Source organism: Arthrobacter sp. NPDC058288, assembly GCF_042880995.1.
In the GTDB taxonomy this organism is placed as follows: Bacteria; Actinomycetota; Actinomycetes; order Actinomycetales; family Micrococcaceae; genus Arthrobacter.
In genome coordinates this window covers 254,017-268,347 of sequence record NZ_JBHVYH010000007.1, presented here as the reverse complement: position 1 = coordinate 268,347, position 14,331 = coordinate 254,017, and the positions used below count along the sequence as shown (strand labels likewise).

The following is a 14,331-nucleotide window of genomic DNA, read 5'->3' as shown; positions in this document are numbered from 1 at the left end:
CATTAGGCCTTGTGTCGCCTTCCCGGCCGGGACTAGCATGGCCCTCATCACAATGTCGTGGACGGGATGCATTTCATGGGTACCAAGAGCTATCAGGACAGCTACGCACAGAGCCTGGACAGGCCCGACGACTTCTGGCTGGATGCTGCCGGGAAGATCTCCTGGTCAGTGCCGCCGGCGCGGGCCCTGGACTCCGGCCGGGCGCCGCTTTACAGCTGGTTTCCGGACGGCGTCCTCAACACGTGCTTTAACGCCCTGGACCGCCATGTGGCGGCCGGTCGGGGTGCCCAGGACGCGCTGATCTACGATTCCGCCATGCTCGGCACCCGGCGGCGGTTCAGCTACGCGGAACTTGCGGAGCTTGTTGCCCGATTTGCCGGGGTTCTCCGGCGGCGCGGCGTGGGCAAAGGGGACAGGGTTGTTATTTACATGCCGATGATCCCGGAAGCCGCGATCGCCATGCTGGCGACTGCGAGGCTCGGCGCTGTCCATTCTGTGGTCTTTGGCGGGTTTGCGCCCAAGGAACTGGCCGCCCGGATCCGCGACGCCGCCCCCGCCGCGGTGGTCACCGCCTCCGGCGGGATCGAACCCTCCCGCCGGATCGAATATCTTCCCGCCGTCGAGGAAGCCCTCAACCTCGCCGGCGCCCCGGGCCTTCCCGTGATCGTCGCGGCAAGGGAAGGTTTTGCCTCTTCAGTGTCTGACCACGCAGGCTGGCTGGACTGGAATACCGAGATGGCTACCGCGGAACCGGCGGCCCCGGTGGACGTCAAAGCAACTGACCCGCTCTACATCCTCTACACCTCCGGTACCACGGGCGCACCGAAGGGCGTGGTGCGGGACAACGGCGGCCATGCCGTGGCCCTTAGCTGGACCATGGACAACGTCTACGGCGTCGGCCCAGGGAACGTTATGTGGACGGCATCCGACGTCGGCTGGGTGGTGGGACACTCCTACATCGTCTACGGCCCGCTGCTGGCCGGCGCCACCACCGTCCTCTACGAGGGAAAGCCGGTGGGAACCCCGGATGCGGGTGCCTTCTGGCGCGTGATCCAGGACCACAAGGTCAATGTCCTGTTCACCGCCCCCACCGCGCTGCGCGCCATCCGCAAGGCGGATCCCGAAGCGAAACTGCTGCATAACTACGACATCTCCAGCCTGCGAACGCTGTTCGCCGCGGGGGAGCGGCTCGACACCGATACCTTCCATTGGGCGTCGCAGACCCTGGACGTCCCGGTGGTGGACCACTGGTGGCAGACCGAGACCGGCTGGGCCATCTGCGCCAACCCGCGCGGGCTGGAAGAGCTCCCCATCAAGGCAGGCTCGCCCAGCGTTCCGATGCCGGGCTTCAGGCTCAACATCGTGGACGGACTGGGGGAGGACGTCGAAACCGGGACGGAAGGGAACATCGTGCTCGGCCTGCCGCTGCCGCCCGGAACGCTGACCACTCTCTGGGGCGACGACGAACGCTACGTCTCCTCCTACCTCCAGGCATTTGAAGGATCCTACGCCACCGGCGACTCCGGCTACCGGGACGAGGACGGCTACGTGTTCGTGATGGGCCGTACCGACGACATCATCAACGTGGCCGGGCACCGGCTGTCCACCGGTGCCATGGAACAGGTCATCGGACAGCACCCGGCAGTGGCCGAGTGCGCGGTGATTGGCCTGGCGGATCCGCTGAAGGGCCAGCGGCCCAGCGGCTACGTGGTGCTGAAATCGGGAGTGGATGTGCCGGAGGACATACTGGTCAAGGACCTGATCGCGCTGGTCCGCCGGGACATCGGAGCCGTTGCCGACTTCAAGCACGTGGCAGTGGTCGACGCCCTGCCCAAGACGCGTTCGGGGAAGATCCTCCGCAAGACCATGAGGCAGATTGCCGACGGCGAGGAGTATGTGGTGCCGTCCACGATCGAGGACGCCGGGGTGATCGACCAGCTGATCGAAACACTGCGTCCGGCCGGCCCCGGGAACTAGCAGTCAGACGGATCAGCCGTGCGCTCGCCGGAGCCGGCCACCGTCAGCTCCGGGTCCAGCGGTACTCGTTCTCAGGCCTGCCCGGCGCGCCGTAACGGGCAGTTCGGGAGACCGTTCCGGCATCCGCCAGGTATTCGAGGTACCGCCGGGCCGTCACGCGGGACATCCCGAGCGCGTCCATGACTTCCGTGGCGGAGACGGCGTCCGCCTGCTGCTTCATGAACTCCTGCACAGCGTCCAGGGTCGACGTCGACAGCCCCTTGGGAAGCGGCAGCTCACTCGGCGCCCGCAGGCTCGCGAAAGCCTGGTCGACGTCGCTTTGCGATGCTCCGGACCTTGACCCGCCCGAGCCTGCCGCGAGCTGCTCGCGGAACTGCCGGTAGCTGGCCAGCTTGTCCGCGAACGTGGCGTAGGTGAAGGGCTTGATGAGGTACTGGACCACTCCGATGGACACGGCACTGCGCACGATGTTGAGTTCACGCACTGCCGTGATCGCGATAATGTCCGGCAGCAGCCCTGATGCCCGCATGCGCCGGGCGATGTCCAGGCCGTGGAGGTCGGGAAGGTTCATATCCAGCAGTACGAGTTCCACGGGATTGCCGGCGGCAGCGAATTCGGCCAGGAGCCGTAGCGCCGATTGGCCGTCAGGTGCCGTGCCCGCAAGGGAAAAGCCTTCCAGCCTTCCCAAATAGGCGCCGTGCGCTGCCGCGGCTACCGGTTCGTCCTCAACGACGAGGACTCGGATATCGCTCATGAAGTCTCCTTGGTGGTGCCTGCTGCGGGAAGGAAGATGTGGAAATGGGCCCCGCGCGGGTTTGTGATGGTCACGGTCCCGCCCAGCCGGTGGACGGCCTGCCGGACCAGCGCCAGGCCCAGCCCACGGCCGTATGTGCCGGTCGCCTTGGTGCTGAACCCGTGCCGGAACACGTCATCAACGGCATCCGGGTCGATTCCGTGTCCGGAGTCCTCCACCGTGATGTCCACGCCCCGGACCCCGGACTCCACCGACAACTCGACCCATTTGGGGGCCGGAGCGTCGGCCGCCGCGTCGATGGCGTTGTCCAGGAGGTTGCCAAGAATGGTCACCAGGTCCTGGACGGCCACGCCGGCCGTCCCCGCTGTGCTGTTTGCCTGCAGGCCCAGTTCAACGCCGCGTTCGTGCGCCTCTGCGGCCTTGCCCATGAGGAGGGCACTCAACACCGGCTCTTCGATGGCACCCACCATCTCATCGGTGAGCTGCTGGCTGAGCTCCAAGTCACGGGTGGCAAATTCCAAGGCGTCGTCCGTCCGCCCCAGTTCCATCAGCGAAACGATCGTGTGGAGGCGGTTGGCGTGCTCGTGGGTTTGGGCGCGCAGCGCGTCCGAAAGGGTACGCATGGTTTCCAGTTCGCTGCCCAGCGACTCGATCTCCGTGCGGTCGCGGATGGTTGCCACGGTCCCGAACACTGCCGGGCGCTGCCGTCCGGCGGATGAAGCCGGCCCCACCGCAGGTCCCTGGTTGACCACAAGGACGCGGGGACCGGCCAGATGGATTTCGTCCTGCGCTGTCCGGCCGGATTCGAAGAGCTCCTTCAAGCTGGTAGCAAGGGGGAGGTCGCTGAGCAGGGCAGCGTCCGCGGGATCGCCCCCGGAAGGCCTTGTCGTGAGTCCAAGGAGCTCGGCAGCCTGGTCGTTGTACATCACCACCCGCCCCTTGGGATCGATCAGGATGACCCCTTCGCGGACCGAGTGCAGGACCGACTCGTAGTACGCGAAAAGCTGGGCGAGCTGCTCGGGTCCCCATCCCCGGGTGACGTTGCGGAGGTACCTGCCCAGCAGCCACGACGCCACCGAGCCGCCCAGCAGGAGGGCAAAAGCTATGGCCAGCAGGGCCGGCAAGCGGCCTGAGACGGCAACGTCCACCGTCCGGACCGTCACCCCGGCCGCCACCAGGGCCTTGACGTTCCCGGACTGGTCCTTGACGGGCGCGATCGTGCGAACCGACGGACCCAGCGTGCCGGCCGTGATTTCCGTGAACACCTGTCCGTTCAGGGCGGCATCAATGGATCCGATGTACGGCTTGCCGAGCTCCTCGTCGCGCGGGTGCGTCCACCTGGTCCGGTCCGGGGCCATGATGGTGATGAAATCCGCGTCGGCGTCGCCCATCACGTGCAGGGCGTAGGGCTGCAGCACCGCGGACGGGTCGGCCGACCCCGCTGCCTGCAGGACCAGGGGGCTGTCCGCGATGGCTGTCGCGATGCCGGACATCCGCCTGCCGGCTTCGTCGTAGGCATGGTCCCGGGCGTCGATGAAGGTGGCTGTGCCGACTATTGCGGTCAGCGCGAGCATGAACAGCAAATGCGCCACGAACAGCCGGCGCGCAATGCTCCACTTATGCTTCATTCCAACCTTCCACGACCAATATGAACGCAACGGTGAGCCAGGTCACGCGATGCCCAATGATGGATATCACACCGGACTGACGTGTAGAGCCCAGAGACTGTGCCGCAACGTCTTCCAGATTATCCATAAGGAGACACATCATGGCTTCTCAACGAGGAGAGTCAGCTGCGCCTGTCAAGGCGAAGCGCAAAGGACTCGACAAGTCGCACTACCTCTACATTGCCGTCATCGCCGCCGTGATCCTCGGCGCAGTGATCGGCCTGATGTTCCCGGAGGTTGGCAAATCGCTCAAACCGCTGGGCGACGGCTTCATCAAGCTGATCAAGATGATGATCGCTCCGGTGATCTTCTGCACCATCGTCCTGGGCATCGGCTCCATCGCGAAGGCCGCCACTGTGGGCAAGGTGGGCGGCCTGGCGCTGGGCTACTTCATCGTGATGTCAACCTTCGCGCTGGCCATCGGCCTCGTGGTGGGCAACCTCATCCACCCGGGTGAAGGCCTGAAGCTGACACCGTACGATCCCAACAAGAAGGCTGCCACCGACAGCACGGTTGACTTCCTGCTGGGCATCATCCCGAGCGACATTCCGGTGCTGCCCACCCTGCTGGCAGCCATCCTCGTCGGCTTCGCCCTGCAGAAGATGGGCCCCCAGGGTGCCCCCATCCTCAAGGCCATCGGCCACGGCCAGGCGCTGGTCTTCCGTGTCCTCATCATGATCATGTGGCTGGCCCCGGTTGGTGCCTTCGGTGCCATCGCCGCGGTCGTCGGTGCTACGGGCTTCCAGGCGATCGTGAGCATGTTCACCCTGATGCTCGCGTTCTACATCACCTGCGCACTGTTCATCGTGGTCATCCTCGGCGGCCTCCTGCAGGTCGTGGCCGGCGTCAACATCTTCCGCCTCATGAAGTACCTGGCCCGCGAATACCTGCTGATCTTCTCCACGTCCTCCTCCGAAGCCGCACTGCCGCGCCTCATCGCCAAGATGGAACACCTCGGTGTGTCCAAGCCGGTGGTTGGTGTCACGGTTCCCACCGGATACTCCTTCAACCTTGACGGCACCGCCATCTACCTGACCATGGCATCCCTGTTCGTGGCCAACGCCATGGGTACCCCGCTGGACCTCGGGGCGCAGGTATCCCTGCTGGTCTTCATGATCATCGCTTCCAAGGGCGCGGCAGGCGTGACCGGCGCCGGCCTGGCAACGCTGGCCGCAGGCCTGCAGGCCCACAAGCCCGAACTGCTTGGCGGCGTCGGCATGATTGTCGGCATCGACCGCTTCATGTCCGAGGCCCGCGCCCTGACCAACTTCACCGGGAACGCCGTAGCCACGGTCCTGATCGGCACCTGGGTCAAGGAGATCGACGGCGGCCAGGTTGAGCGCGTCCTGTCCGGCGAAGAGCCCTTCGACGAGCAGACCATGATCGCCGGCCACCACGTCGAACAGGAAGTTGCGGCACCGGCACCGGCACCGGCCCCGGCCCGCGCCTGAACCGTCCGCGCCTGAACTGTCCGCGCCTGAACGGACGGGTTCCACTGCCGGCCTGAAGAACACCAGAGACCGCCCGTGCAGGGTTATCCTGCACGGGCGGTCTTTTGCGCCGGGCGCATCAACCTTCGACCTTTACCAGAAGGTAAAGGCTCAAGCAAGGGCGCGTGTCAAGTTCCGTTGAATCACGGATGCGGCGCTGTAACCTTGGTGGGAAGAACCATAGGCGCTGAACATTCAGCGGCAGGACATCAACGTCATCGAAAGTGTGGATAGATACGTGAGCAGCGAGCAGGGTTCAGCAACTCTGGAAGGCACCGAACTCGATCTGGAAGACGCCGTCATGGGTCCTACCGGGCGCCCCTACCGCGAATTTCCCGAGCCTGCGCCCCTGTCGTCCCACGGCCCCGCCCGTGTGATCGCCATGGTGAACCAGAAGGGCGGCGTCGGCAAGACGACGTCCACCATCAATCTGGCCGCAGCACTCGCCGAATACGGCCGCCGTGTCCTGCTGGTCGATTTTGACCCCCAGGGCGCATTGTCCGCCGGCCTCGGGACCAATCCGCACGAACTGGACCTGACGGTCTACAACGTCCTGATGGACCGCAAAGTGGACATCCGGGACGCCATCCAGCACACCGGCGTCGAGAACGTTGACCTGCTGCCGGCAAACATCGACCTCTCCGCCGCGGAAGTGCAGCTGGTCAATGAAGTGGCGCGCGAACAGGTGCTGGACCGGGCCCTGAAGAAGGTTGAAGACGATTACGACGTCGTCCTGATTGACTGCCAGCCGTCGCTTGGCCTGCTGACGGTCAACGCACTCACCGCCGCGCACGGCGTCATCATCCCGCTGATCTGCGAATTCTTTGCACTGCGCGCAGTGGCGCTGCTGGTGGAAACCATCGACAAGGTCCAGGACCGGCTGAACCCCAGGCTCCAGGTCGACGGCGTGCTGGCCACCATGTACGACGCCCGCACCCTGCACAGCCGCGAGGTCATCAGCAGGCTGGTGGAAGCCTTCGGGGATAAAGTGTTCGAGACCGTCATCAAGCGTTCCATCAAGTTCGCCGACGCCACGGTGGCCGCTGAACCCATCACCAGCTATGCCGCCAACCACATCGGTGCCGACGCCTACCGCCGCCTGGCCAAAGAGCTGATTTCGCGCGGCGGCGCGCCCTAGCCAAGGCTGTGGCACTGGCAGGCACACCGCTCGCTCCCTCGGGCCCGCAGCCCGGTCCGGCGGAAGCCACGGCGACTGACCCGCAAACCGAACCGGGGAAGAAACCCGGCTTCGAAGTGCGGCTCGCCAACTTCACCGGTCCCTTTGACTTGCTGCTCGGCCTGATCAGCAAACACCAGCTGGACATCACCGAGGTGGCACTGGCCACGGTGACGGATGAGTTCATCAAGTACATCAGGAACCTCCAGCAGTTGGGCGAGGAATGGGCGCTCGATGAGGCCAGTGAGTTCCTGGTCATCGCGGCCACCCTCCTTGACCTCAAGGCGGCCCGGCTCCTGCCGGCAGGGGAGGTTGAGGACGACGAAGACGTCGCCTTGCTCGAAGCGCGGGACCTCCTCTTCGCCCGTCTGCTGCAGTACAAGGCATTCAAGCAGGTGGCAGGACTGATCAACTCCACCCTTGAGCTCGAAGCACGCAGTTACCCCCGCCAGGTTGCCTTGGAAGAGCACTTCGCGGCGCTGCTTCCGGAACTCGTGTGGCGGCATACGCCCCGGCAGTTCGCCGCCCTGGCGGAATCCGCGCTGAAGCCCAAGGAAGCACCTCCGACCGAGGTTGGCCTGGCGCACCTGCACGGCAGTGCCGTCAGCGTGAAGGAACAGGCTGAAATCCTTGGACTGAAGCTCCAGTCGGGGCGGCCGTTGTCCTTCAGGGCGCTGATTGCCGACGCCGAATCGACGCTGGTTGTAGTGGCCCGGTTTCTGGCCCTCCTGGAACTGTTCAGGGACAAGGCGGTAGCGTTCGACCAGCTCCTTCCGCTGGGCGACCTGACAGTCCATTGGACAGCCGGCGGCGATGACTGGAGCAGCGATCATCTCACCGAGGAATACGAGGAGCAGCCGTGAGCGCCACGACGCCGGATGCCGCCACTAGCGGCGGAACTGACAGCGGCTTGAATGTTGCCGAACTTCCCGGCGGCGCACGTGCCGCCCTCGAAGCGGTGCTGATGGTGATTGACCAGCCGGCCACCGCCGTCGAACTGGCCGCCGGGCTCAATCTCACCGTCGACGTCGTCGAGCAGCTCCTGGCGGAACTTCAGCGTGAGTATAACGGCTATACTGTTAATGCCCCGGACTCGGACGTCGCCAACTCTGCTCTTATGAACATTGCCGGCAACACATCCAGACCCCGGGGTTTTGAATTGCGGAATATCGCCGGAGGCTGGCGCATCTATTCCCGAGCGGATTTTGCCGACGTCGTGGGCGGATTCGTTCTGGAAGGACAGACAGCCAGGCTGACGCAGGCGGCGTTGGAAACGCTCGCCGTGATCGCTTACCGCCAGCCCGTATCAAGGGCCAGGGTGTCTGCAATTCGAGGAGTTAATGTTGACTCTGTCGTGCGGACGCTGATGCAGCGGGGACTGATCGAAGATTCGGGGACCGATCCCGAGTCCGGAGCCATCCTTTACCGCACGACGTCGTATTTCCTGGAACGCATGGGAATCGGCTCGGTGGCTGAGTTGCCGCAGCTTTCACCCCATCTTCCAGGGCTTGAAGGCATCGAAGAGTTCTACGACGCCGGAAGAATGTAGGCAGCATCCATGCCTGCGCACGAGTATCCACCAGGGCGGAAGCAATCCGCCCGGCTGGCGAGTGTTGTCGGGAGACAACCAACGCCGGCCACCATAACGAAGGACGGGTCATGACACAGGCGGGACGCCAGGGTTCACCACGTAACAGTTCGGGACGCAACAGCGCCGGACAAAATCAGGCCGGACGCTATCCGGTACAGGGCGGCGGCAGCCGTGGAGGCGGGGCCGGCGGCGCCGGCTACAAGGGCGGCGGCGACCGTCCCTTCAAACGCCCCAAGCCTCGCGAAGAGGCCTTCATCGATCCGGACCTGCAAGGTCCCGCCGGCGCGCCGGCAGACCGCCCGGCGTCCGGTGACTGGAAGCAGGGCAAACCTGCCACCCGGAAGCCCGGTTCGCGCAAGCCCGGCGCCGGCAAGGAGCCCGGCACCCCCGGCGCGCTGAAGCCCAAGCCGCGGTCTGCCGCGGCCAAGACGTTCGGTACGCGCGCCTTCGGCGGCGAACGGTTCGGCCAGAACCTGGGTGCCGTCCGCAAGCCTTCGCGCAAGCGCGGACCCCGCGGCGACGTGCCCCAGTCCGAAGTGCACGACGCCGACGGCATCCGCCTGCAGAAGGTCATGGCCTCCGCCGGTGTTGCTTCACGGCGCGTGTGCGAGGAAATGATCTCCGAGGGACGCGTCGAGGTGGACGGCAAGGTCGTCACCGAGCTGGGCGTCCGCGTCGACCCGAAAACGGCAGTCATCCATGTCGACGGCCTGCGTATCCAGCTGGACGAAAACATGGTCTACATGGTGTTCAACAAGCCCAAGGGCGTTGTGTCCACCATGGAGGACCCGGACGGCCGCCCGTGCATCAGCGACTTCGTCCGCAACACCCACGGCGAACGCCTCTTCCACGTGGGACGGCTCGACGTCGCCACCGAGGGTCTGCTCCTGTTGACCAACGACGGCGAACTGGCCAACCGCCTGACGCACCCGTCCTACGAGGTGCCCAAGACGTACCTGGTCCAGGTTCGCGGCCCGTTCCCGCAGGGAATCGGCGCGCAGCTGAAGGCTGGCGTTGAGCTTGAGGACGGAATGGCCTCGGTTGACTCCTTTAAGCTGGTGGACTCCACTCCGGGCCACGTGCTGATCGAGGTTGTGCTGCACTCCGGCAAGAACCGGATCGTGCGCCGTCTCTTTGACGCCGTCGGCTTCCCGGTACTGCGGCTCGTGCGCGTCAAGGTGGGACCCATTGGCCTGGGAGACCAGCGCCAGGGGAGCATCCGCAACCTCGGTAAGCAGGAAGTCGGCCACCTGCTGGCATCAGTAGGGCTGTAGCGCATGTCTGCCTTTCGCACCCACGGCCGCGGGCACCTGAACGGCCCGGTGGTGGTTATTGGCACGGGACTGCTGGGAACCAGCATCGGCCTGGGCCTGCGGGGCCGCGGGGTGTCCGTGTTCCTGTCCGACCCGTCGCCCACCAACCAGGCGGTCGCGGTCGATATCGGGGCAGGCCTTCCGTTGTCGCGCCTTGGTGACGAGCAGCCCGAACTCGTCGTTGTGGCCGCACCGCCGGACGTAACGGCGGATGTGGTGGAACGCTCCTTGGCTGATTACCCCGCCGCAACGGTGGTGGATATCGCCAGTGTGAAGGCCGGCATCCTGGCTGACCTTCGCGGGCGCGGGGTGGATCTTTCCCGCTACGTGGGGACGCATCCCATGGCCGGCCGGGAGAAGTCCGGGCCGGTGGCGGCCCGCGGTGAGCTGTTCACCTCCATGCCGTGGGTGGTGTGCCCTTCCGGGGAAACATCGCCCGGCGCACTGCAGGCCGCCCGGGCCCTGGCGACCGACCTCGGCGCCGTGGTGACACAGTTCGGCGCGGAGGAACATGATCACGCCGTGGCGCTTGTGTCGCATCTTCCCCAGGTGATGTCTTCACTGGTGGCCAGCCGGCTTCAGGGTACGCCCATGCATGCGTTGTCCCTGGCCGGAAACGGCCTGCGGGACGTCACCCGCATCGCTGCCAGCGACCCCACCCTATGGGTTCAGATCCTCGGCGCGAATGCCGGCCCGGTGGTGGAGATCCTGCATGGTGTCCGCGAGGACCTCAACCGGCTGATCGGAACCCTCGAAGATCCGGCCGCCCCCGGTGCGCGCCTCGACCTGGCGCAGCTGATCAGCGAAGGCAATGCCGGGCAGTCCCGTATTCCGGGCAAGCACGGCGGACCTCCGCAGGCCTATTCCTGGCTGACTGTCCTGGTGGACGACCGTCCGGGGCAGATCGCCCGCCTCCTGACGGAGATCGGCGAAATCGGGGTCAACCTCGAAGACCTGCGGCTGGATCATTCCTCGGGGCAGAATGTAGGCATGGTGGAACTCTCCGTCTTGCCCAACAAACATGATCTGCTCATTGAAGCTCTCAACGACCGTGGATGGCGGGTACTGCAGTAATGACACAGGAACTCATCGAAACCGTGCCCATGCTTCGCCAGGGCAGGCCGCTGGTTGTTGCCATCGACGGCCCCTCGGGATCCGGAAAGTCCAGTGTGAGCAGGGAAGTGGCGCGACGCCTCCGCCTGGCCTACCTGGACACCGGCGCCATGTACCGGGCGCTCACCTGGTACTGCCTGGACCGGGGAATCGACCTGGGGGATGCCGCGGCCATCGAGCAGGCCTCAGAGGACCTGCCGTTGGACGTCAGCACCACCCCCCACGAGGAGTACGTTAGGGTCGGCGGAACGGACGTCACCGAGGCAATCCGGGAACCGGCCATCTCTTCGGCCGTCAGCGCCATCGCCACCACCCTCGGTGCGCGCAAGGAACTGGTCCGCCGGCAGCGTGAACTTATTGAGGTCCACCACCGCCGCATCGTGGTGGAAGGCCGGGACATCACCACCGTCGTGGCTCCCGGCGCCGAAGTCCGCATGCTGCTGACCGCCAGCGAGGAGGCCCGGCTTCGCCGCCGGGGAGTCCAGTTGGGCGGCACGCAGAGCGCGGAGCAACTGGCAGCGCAGGTTACCCAGCGCGACGCCAAGGACTCCACGGTGGTCAATTTCACCACGGCTGCCGACGGCGTCGTCACCCTGGATTCCTCGGATCTGGACTTCGACGGCACCGTCGACGCAGCCCTGGGCATAGTCAACAAGGTCCTCAACCGTGACTGACGCCGGCGGTCGCCGTCAGAGCCCGCTCCAAGCGGGTGGTGCCCTGCCAGGTGCCTGGACCATGGCGTGGAGCCGGCCCGTCGGCTGGTTGCTCGACCACGTGGTCTACCGGACAACAGTCAGCGGACGGGAAAATGTCCCGGCCGTAGGGCCTGTGATCTTCGCCGGCAACCACATCAGCTTCCTGGACGGGCCGGTGATGTTCGGAGCATCACCTCGGCCCATGCACATCCTCGTCAAACAGGAAATGTTCAAGGGGATCCTCGGCCGGGTCCTCACGGCGTCCGGCCAGTTTCCGGTAGACCGCTCGGGGGACCGTGCCGCGCTGCAGCTGAGCAAGAGCGCGCTCGACGCCGGCCGGTGCATCGGCATCCTTCCCGAAGGAACACGGGGGAGCGGCGAGGCCTCCACCATTAACAACGGGGTGGCCTGGCTCGCGCTGAACTCCGGTGCCACCGTGATTCCGGTTGCCATCCTGGGCACCAGGATCGGCGGCGAACACCTCGACGCCGTTCCGCCGCCGCGCCGGAGGCTGCACGTCAGCTTCGGTAAGGCCGTGGCTGTGGGGCGCAGGCCCGGCGAGACAGGGCGTGTTTCAATGGACAGGGCGGGAAACGAGATCCGCGCTGCACTGGCAGGGCATGTCCAGCAAACGATTCAACTCAGCGGGCAGGCTTTGCCCGGCGCGGATTCACCGCAAGAACGTCATGAAGAAGTAGCCGGGACGCCGGCAGATCACCACTAAGGAAAGTGCAATGAGCGATACGACTCAAACCTCCGGCAAATTTGGCGCCGGCGAAGACGAATACACGCCCACCGGCACGGACCAGGTGGCGGAGCATCTTGCTGCCCTGGACGATGACGAGGCCGAGCTTCGCGCTGCCTCGCTCCGGGCCGGCCTGGACGACTATGAACTGGATGAAGAGGACGCCGCCCTCCTGAGCGGCCACTACGACGACCAGGACTTCGACGGTCCGGTCAAGCTCGACCCGGTCCTGGCCATCATCGGCCGGCCCAACGTGGGCAAATCCACCCTGGTAAACCGTATCCTTGGACGCCGCGAAGCCGTGGTGGAAGACACCCCCGGCGTCACCCGTGACCGGGTGATGTACTCGGCCACCTGGAACGGCAGGAACTTCACGGTCGTCGACACCGGCGGCTGGGAGCATGATGCCCGCGGCATCCATGCCCGCGTGGCCGAACAGGCAGAGATGGCCGTGGAGCTCGCCGACGCCGTGCTGTTCGTCGTCGACTCCGCCGTCGGGGCCACAGCCACGGACGAAGCCGTCGTGAAGATGCTCCGCAAGTCCAAGAAACCGGTCATCATGGTGGCCAACAAGGTAGATGACTTCGCACAGGAAGCCGACTCGGCAACGCTCTGGGGCCTCGGCTTCGGCGAACCGTACCCGGTATCGGCACTGCACGGCCGGGGTGTTGCTGACCTCCTGGACCACGTCATGGAAACCCTGCCCGAGTACTCCACGATCGAAGGCCTGGAGCGCTCCGGCGGCCCGCGCCGCATCGCCCTCATCGGGCGTCCGAACGTCGGCAAGTCCTCGCTGCTGAACAAACTGGCCGGTTCCGAGCGCGTTGTCGTGGACAACACCGCCGGCACCACGCGCGACCCCGTCGATGAATTCATCGAACTCGGTGGCCGCACCTGGCGTTTCGTCGATACCGCCGGCATCCGCCGCCGCCAGCACATGGCGCAGGGCGCCGACTTCTACGCCTCACTGCGTACGCAGAGCGCCTTGGAAAAGGCGGAGGTCGCCGTCGTGCTCCTCGCCGTGGACGAAGTGCTCAGTGAGCAGGATGTCCGCATCCTGCAGCTGGCCATCGAATCCGGCCGTGCACTGGTTCTCGCGTTCAACAAATGGGACCTGCTGGACGACGAACGCCGCACCTACCTTGAGCGTGAAATCGAGCAGGACCTCGCCCACGTGGCCTGGGCTCCGCGGGTCAACATTTCAGCCCTGACCGGCTGGCACAAGGACCGCCTCGTTCCTGCCCTGGATACCGCACTGGAAAGCTGGGACAAGCGCATCCCCACCGGACGCCTGAACGCTTTCCTCGGCGAACTGGTGGCCGCGCACCCGCACCCCGTCCGTGGCGGCAAGCAGCCCCGCATCCTCTTCGGCACCCAGGCCTCCAGCCGTCCGCCGAAGTTCGTCCTGTTCACCACCGGTTTCCTGGACCCCGGATACCGCCGGTTCATCACCCGGCGCCTCCGCGAAACCTTCGGTTTCGAGGGAACACCCATCGAGGTCAACATGCGTGTTCGCGAAAAGCGTGGCAAGAAGCGTTAATTACGACACACCTCGCCCGTGTCACACGCAAAGTGTCACAGGCACCCTCCGGAATCGTGTAAGCTTTTGGAGGTGGTTCGGCCGGACTGCTGAGGTAAGAATCCTGGGAAACCGGGGAGGACAACCGAGGCGGAGAACGGCGGAACTAACGGGCTGTAGCGCAGCTTGGTAGCGCACTTGACTGGGGGTCAAGGGGTCGCAGGTTCAAATCCTGTCAGCCCGACCAAAGAGAAACGCTCCGCTCCGGGAAATATCCCGGAGCGGAGCGT

General features: G+C 65.4%; 12 protein-coding genes and 1 tRNA gene. 11 read left to right on the top strand and 2 right to left on the bottom strand.

From position 1 onward, the window contains the following. Positions 1-75 precede the first annotated feature (75 nt). On the top strand, positions 76-1,977 hold the full coding sequence (locus ACFVWT_RS18120; RefSeq protein WP_390250241.1) for an AMP-binding protein: 1,902 nt from the start codon (positions 76-78) through the stop codon (positions 1,975-1,977). A 43-nt stretch (positions 1,978-2,020) separates the two neighbouring features. Here ACFVWT_RS18120 and ACFVWT_RS18115 read toward each other — a convergent pair whose 3' ends face one another. Together ACFVWT_RS18115 and ACFVWT_RS18110 are read right to left on the bottom strand one after the other, a co-directional pair. Then, positions 2,021-2,731: a response regulator gene (locus tag ACFVWT_RS18115; RefSeq protein ID WP_390250239.1), complete on the bottom strand. Its 711-nt coding sequence runs from the start codon at positions 2,729-2,731 to the stop codon at positions 2,021-2,023. Beyond that, the gene (locus ACFVWT_RS18110; RefSeq protein WP_390250237.1) at positions 2,728-4,359 is read right to left on the bottom strand and encodes an ATP-binding protein; all 1,632 of its coding nucleotides are present in this window, start codon (positions 4,357-4,359) and stop codon (positions 2,728-2,730) included. Before ACFVWT_RS18110 ends, ACFVWT_RS18115 begins: the two co-directional genes overlap by 4 nt. Positions 4,360-4,499: 140 nt before the next feature. On the opposite strand from ACFVWT_RS18110, the gene ACFVWT_RS18105 reads away from it, so the two are divergent. The 10 genes from ACFVWT_RS18105 to ACFVWT_RS18060 all read left to right on the top strand — a co-directional run bounded on the left by ACFVWT_RS18105 (position 4,500) and on the right by ACFVWT_RS18060 (position 14,288). After that, positions 4,500-5,849: a cation:dicarboxylate symporter family transporter gene (locus ACFVWT_RS18105; protein ID WP_390250235.1), complete on the top strand. Its 1,350-nt coding sequence runs from the start codon at positions 4,500-4,502 to the stop codon at positions 5,847-5,849. A 277-nt stretch (positions 5,850-6,126) separates the two neighbouring features. After that, complete coding sequence (locus ACFVWT_RS18100) at positions 6,127-7,026, top strand: ParA family protein (protein WP_028271698.1); 900 nt, start codon at positions 6,127-6,129, stop codon at positions 7,024-7,026. Between the two features lie 8 nt (positions 7,027-7,034). Beyond that, positions 7,035-7,928: a segregation and condensation protein A gene (locus ACFVWT_RS18095; protein ID WP_390250232.1), complete on the top strand. Its 894-nt coding sequence runs from the start codon at positions 7,035-7,037 to the stop codon at positions 7,926-7,928. A gap of 101 nt (positions 7,929-8,029) precedes the next feature. Next, positions 8,030-8,614: an SMC-Scp complex subunit ScpB gene (locus ACFVWT_RS18090; protein ID WP_390250303.1), complete on the top strand. Its 585-nt coding sequence runs from the start codon at positions 8,030-8,032 to the stop codon at positions 8,612-8,614. Between the two features lie 110 nt (positions 8,615-8,724). Then, positions 8,725-9,930, top strand: coding sequence for a pseudouridine synthase (locus ACFVWT_RS18085; protein ID WP_390250230.1), 1,206 nt, complete (start codon positions 8,725-8,727; stop codon positions 9,928-9,930). A gap of 3 nt (positions 9,931-9,933) precedes the next feature. Next, positions 9,934-11,043 (top strand): prephenate dehydrogenase, encoded by a 1,110-nt coding sequence (locus tag ACFVWT_RS18080; RefSeq protein WP_390250228.1) that lies wholly within the window; start codon positions 9,934-9,936, stop codon positions 11,041-11,043. Then, positions 11,043-11,756 carry a (d)CMP kinase gene (cmk, locus tag ACFVWT_RS18075; RefSeq protein WP_390250226.1) on the top strand — a complete coding sequence of 238 codons (714 nt, stop codon included), beginning with the start codon at positions 11,043-11,045 and terminating at the stop codon, positions 11,754-11,756. Before ACFVWT_RS18080 ends, cmk begins: the two co-directional genes overlap by 1 nt. Before the next feature lie 61 nt (positions 11,757-11,817). Then, positions 11,818-12,501 (top strand): lysophospholipid acyltransferase family protein, encoded by a 684-nt coding sequence (locus ACFVWT_RS18070; protein ID WP_390250224.1) that lies wholly within the window; start codon positions 11,818-11,820, stop codon positions 12,499-12,501. A gap of 10 nt (positions 12,502-12,511) precedes the next feature. Continuing rightward, positions 12,512-14,062, top strand: coding sequence for a ribosome biogenesis GTPase Der (gene der / locus ACFVWT_RS18065; protein WP_390250222.1), 1,551 nt, complete (start codon positions 12,512-12,514; stop codon positions 14,060-14,062). Positions 14,063-14,211: 149 nt separating this feature from the next. After that, positions 14,212-14,288: transfer RNA gene (locus ACFVWT_RS18060), tRNA-Pro, on the top strand. The last annotated feature ends 43 nt before the right edge of the window (positions 14,289-14,331 follow it).

Excerpts from the sequence above, each read along its gene's own strand:
- ACFVWT_RS18070 (WP_390250224.1), top strand. The coding sequence starts at position 11,818 with ATGGCGTGGAGCCGGCCCGTCGGCTGGTTGCTCGACCACGTGGTCTAC.
- der (WP_390250222.1), top strand. The coding sequence starts at position 12,512 with ATGAGCGATACGACTCAAACCTCCGGCAAATTTGGCGCCGGCGAAGAC.
- cmk (WP_390250226.1), top strand. The coding sequence starts at position 11,043 with ATGACACAGGAACTCATCGAAACCGTGCCCATGCTTCGCCAGGGCAGG.
- ACFVWT_RS18120 (WP_390250241.1), top strand. The coding sequence starts at position 76 with ATGGGTACCAAGAGCTATCAGGACAGCTACGCACAGAGCCTGGACAGG.
- ACFVWT_RS18110 (WP_390250237.1), bottom strand. The coding sequence starts at position 4,359 with ATGAAGCATAAGTGGAGCATTGCGCGCCGGCTGTTCGTGGCGCATTTG.
- ACFVWT_RS18085 (WP_390250230.1), top strand. The coding sequence starts at position 8,725 with ATGACACAGGCGGGACGCCAGGGTTCACCACGTAACAGTTCGGGACGC.
- ACFVWT_RS18115 (WP_390250239.1), bottom strand. The coding sequence starts at position 2,731 with ATGAGCGATATCCGAGTCCTCGTCGTTGAGGACGAACCGGTAGCCGCG.
- ACFVWT_RS18080 (WP_390250228.1), top strand. The coding sequence starts at position 9,934 with ATGTCTGCCTTTCGCACCCACGGCCGCGGGCACCTGAACGGCCCGGTG.
- ACFVWT_RS18105 (WP_390250235.1), top strand. The coding sequence starts at position 4,500 with ATGGCTTCTCAACGAGGAGAGTCAGCTGCGCCTGTCAAGGCGAAGCGC.
- ACFVWT_RS18090 (WP_390250303.1), top strand. The coding sequence starts at position 8,030 with ATGGTGATTGACCAGCCGGCCACCGCCGTCGAACTGGCCGCCGGGCTC.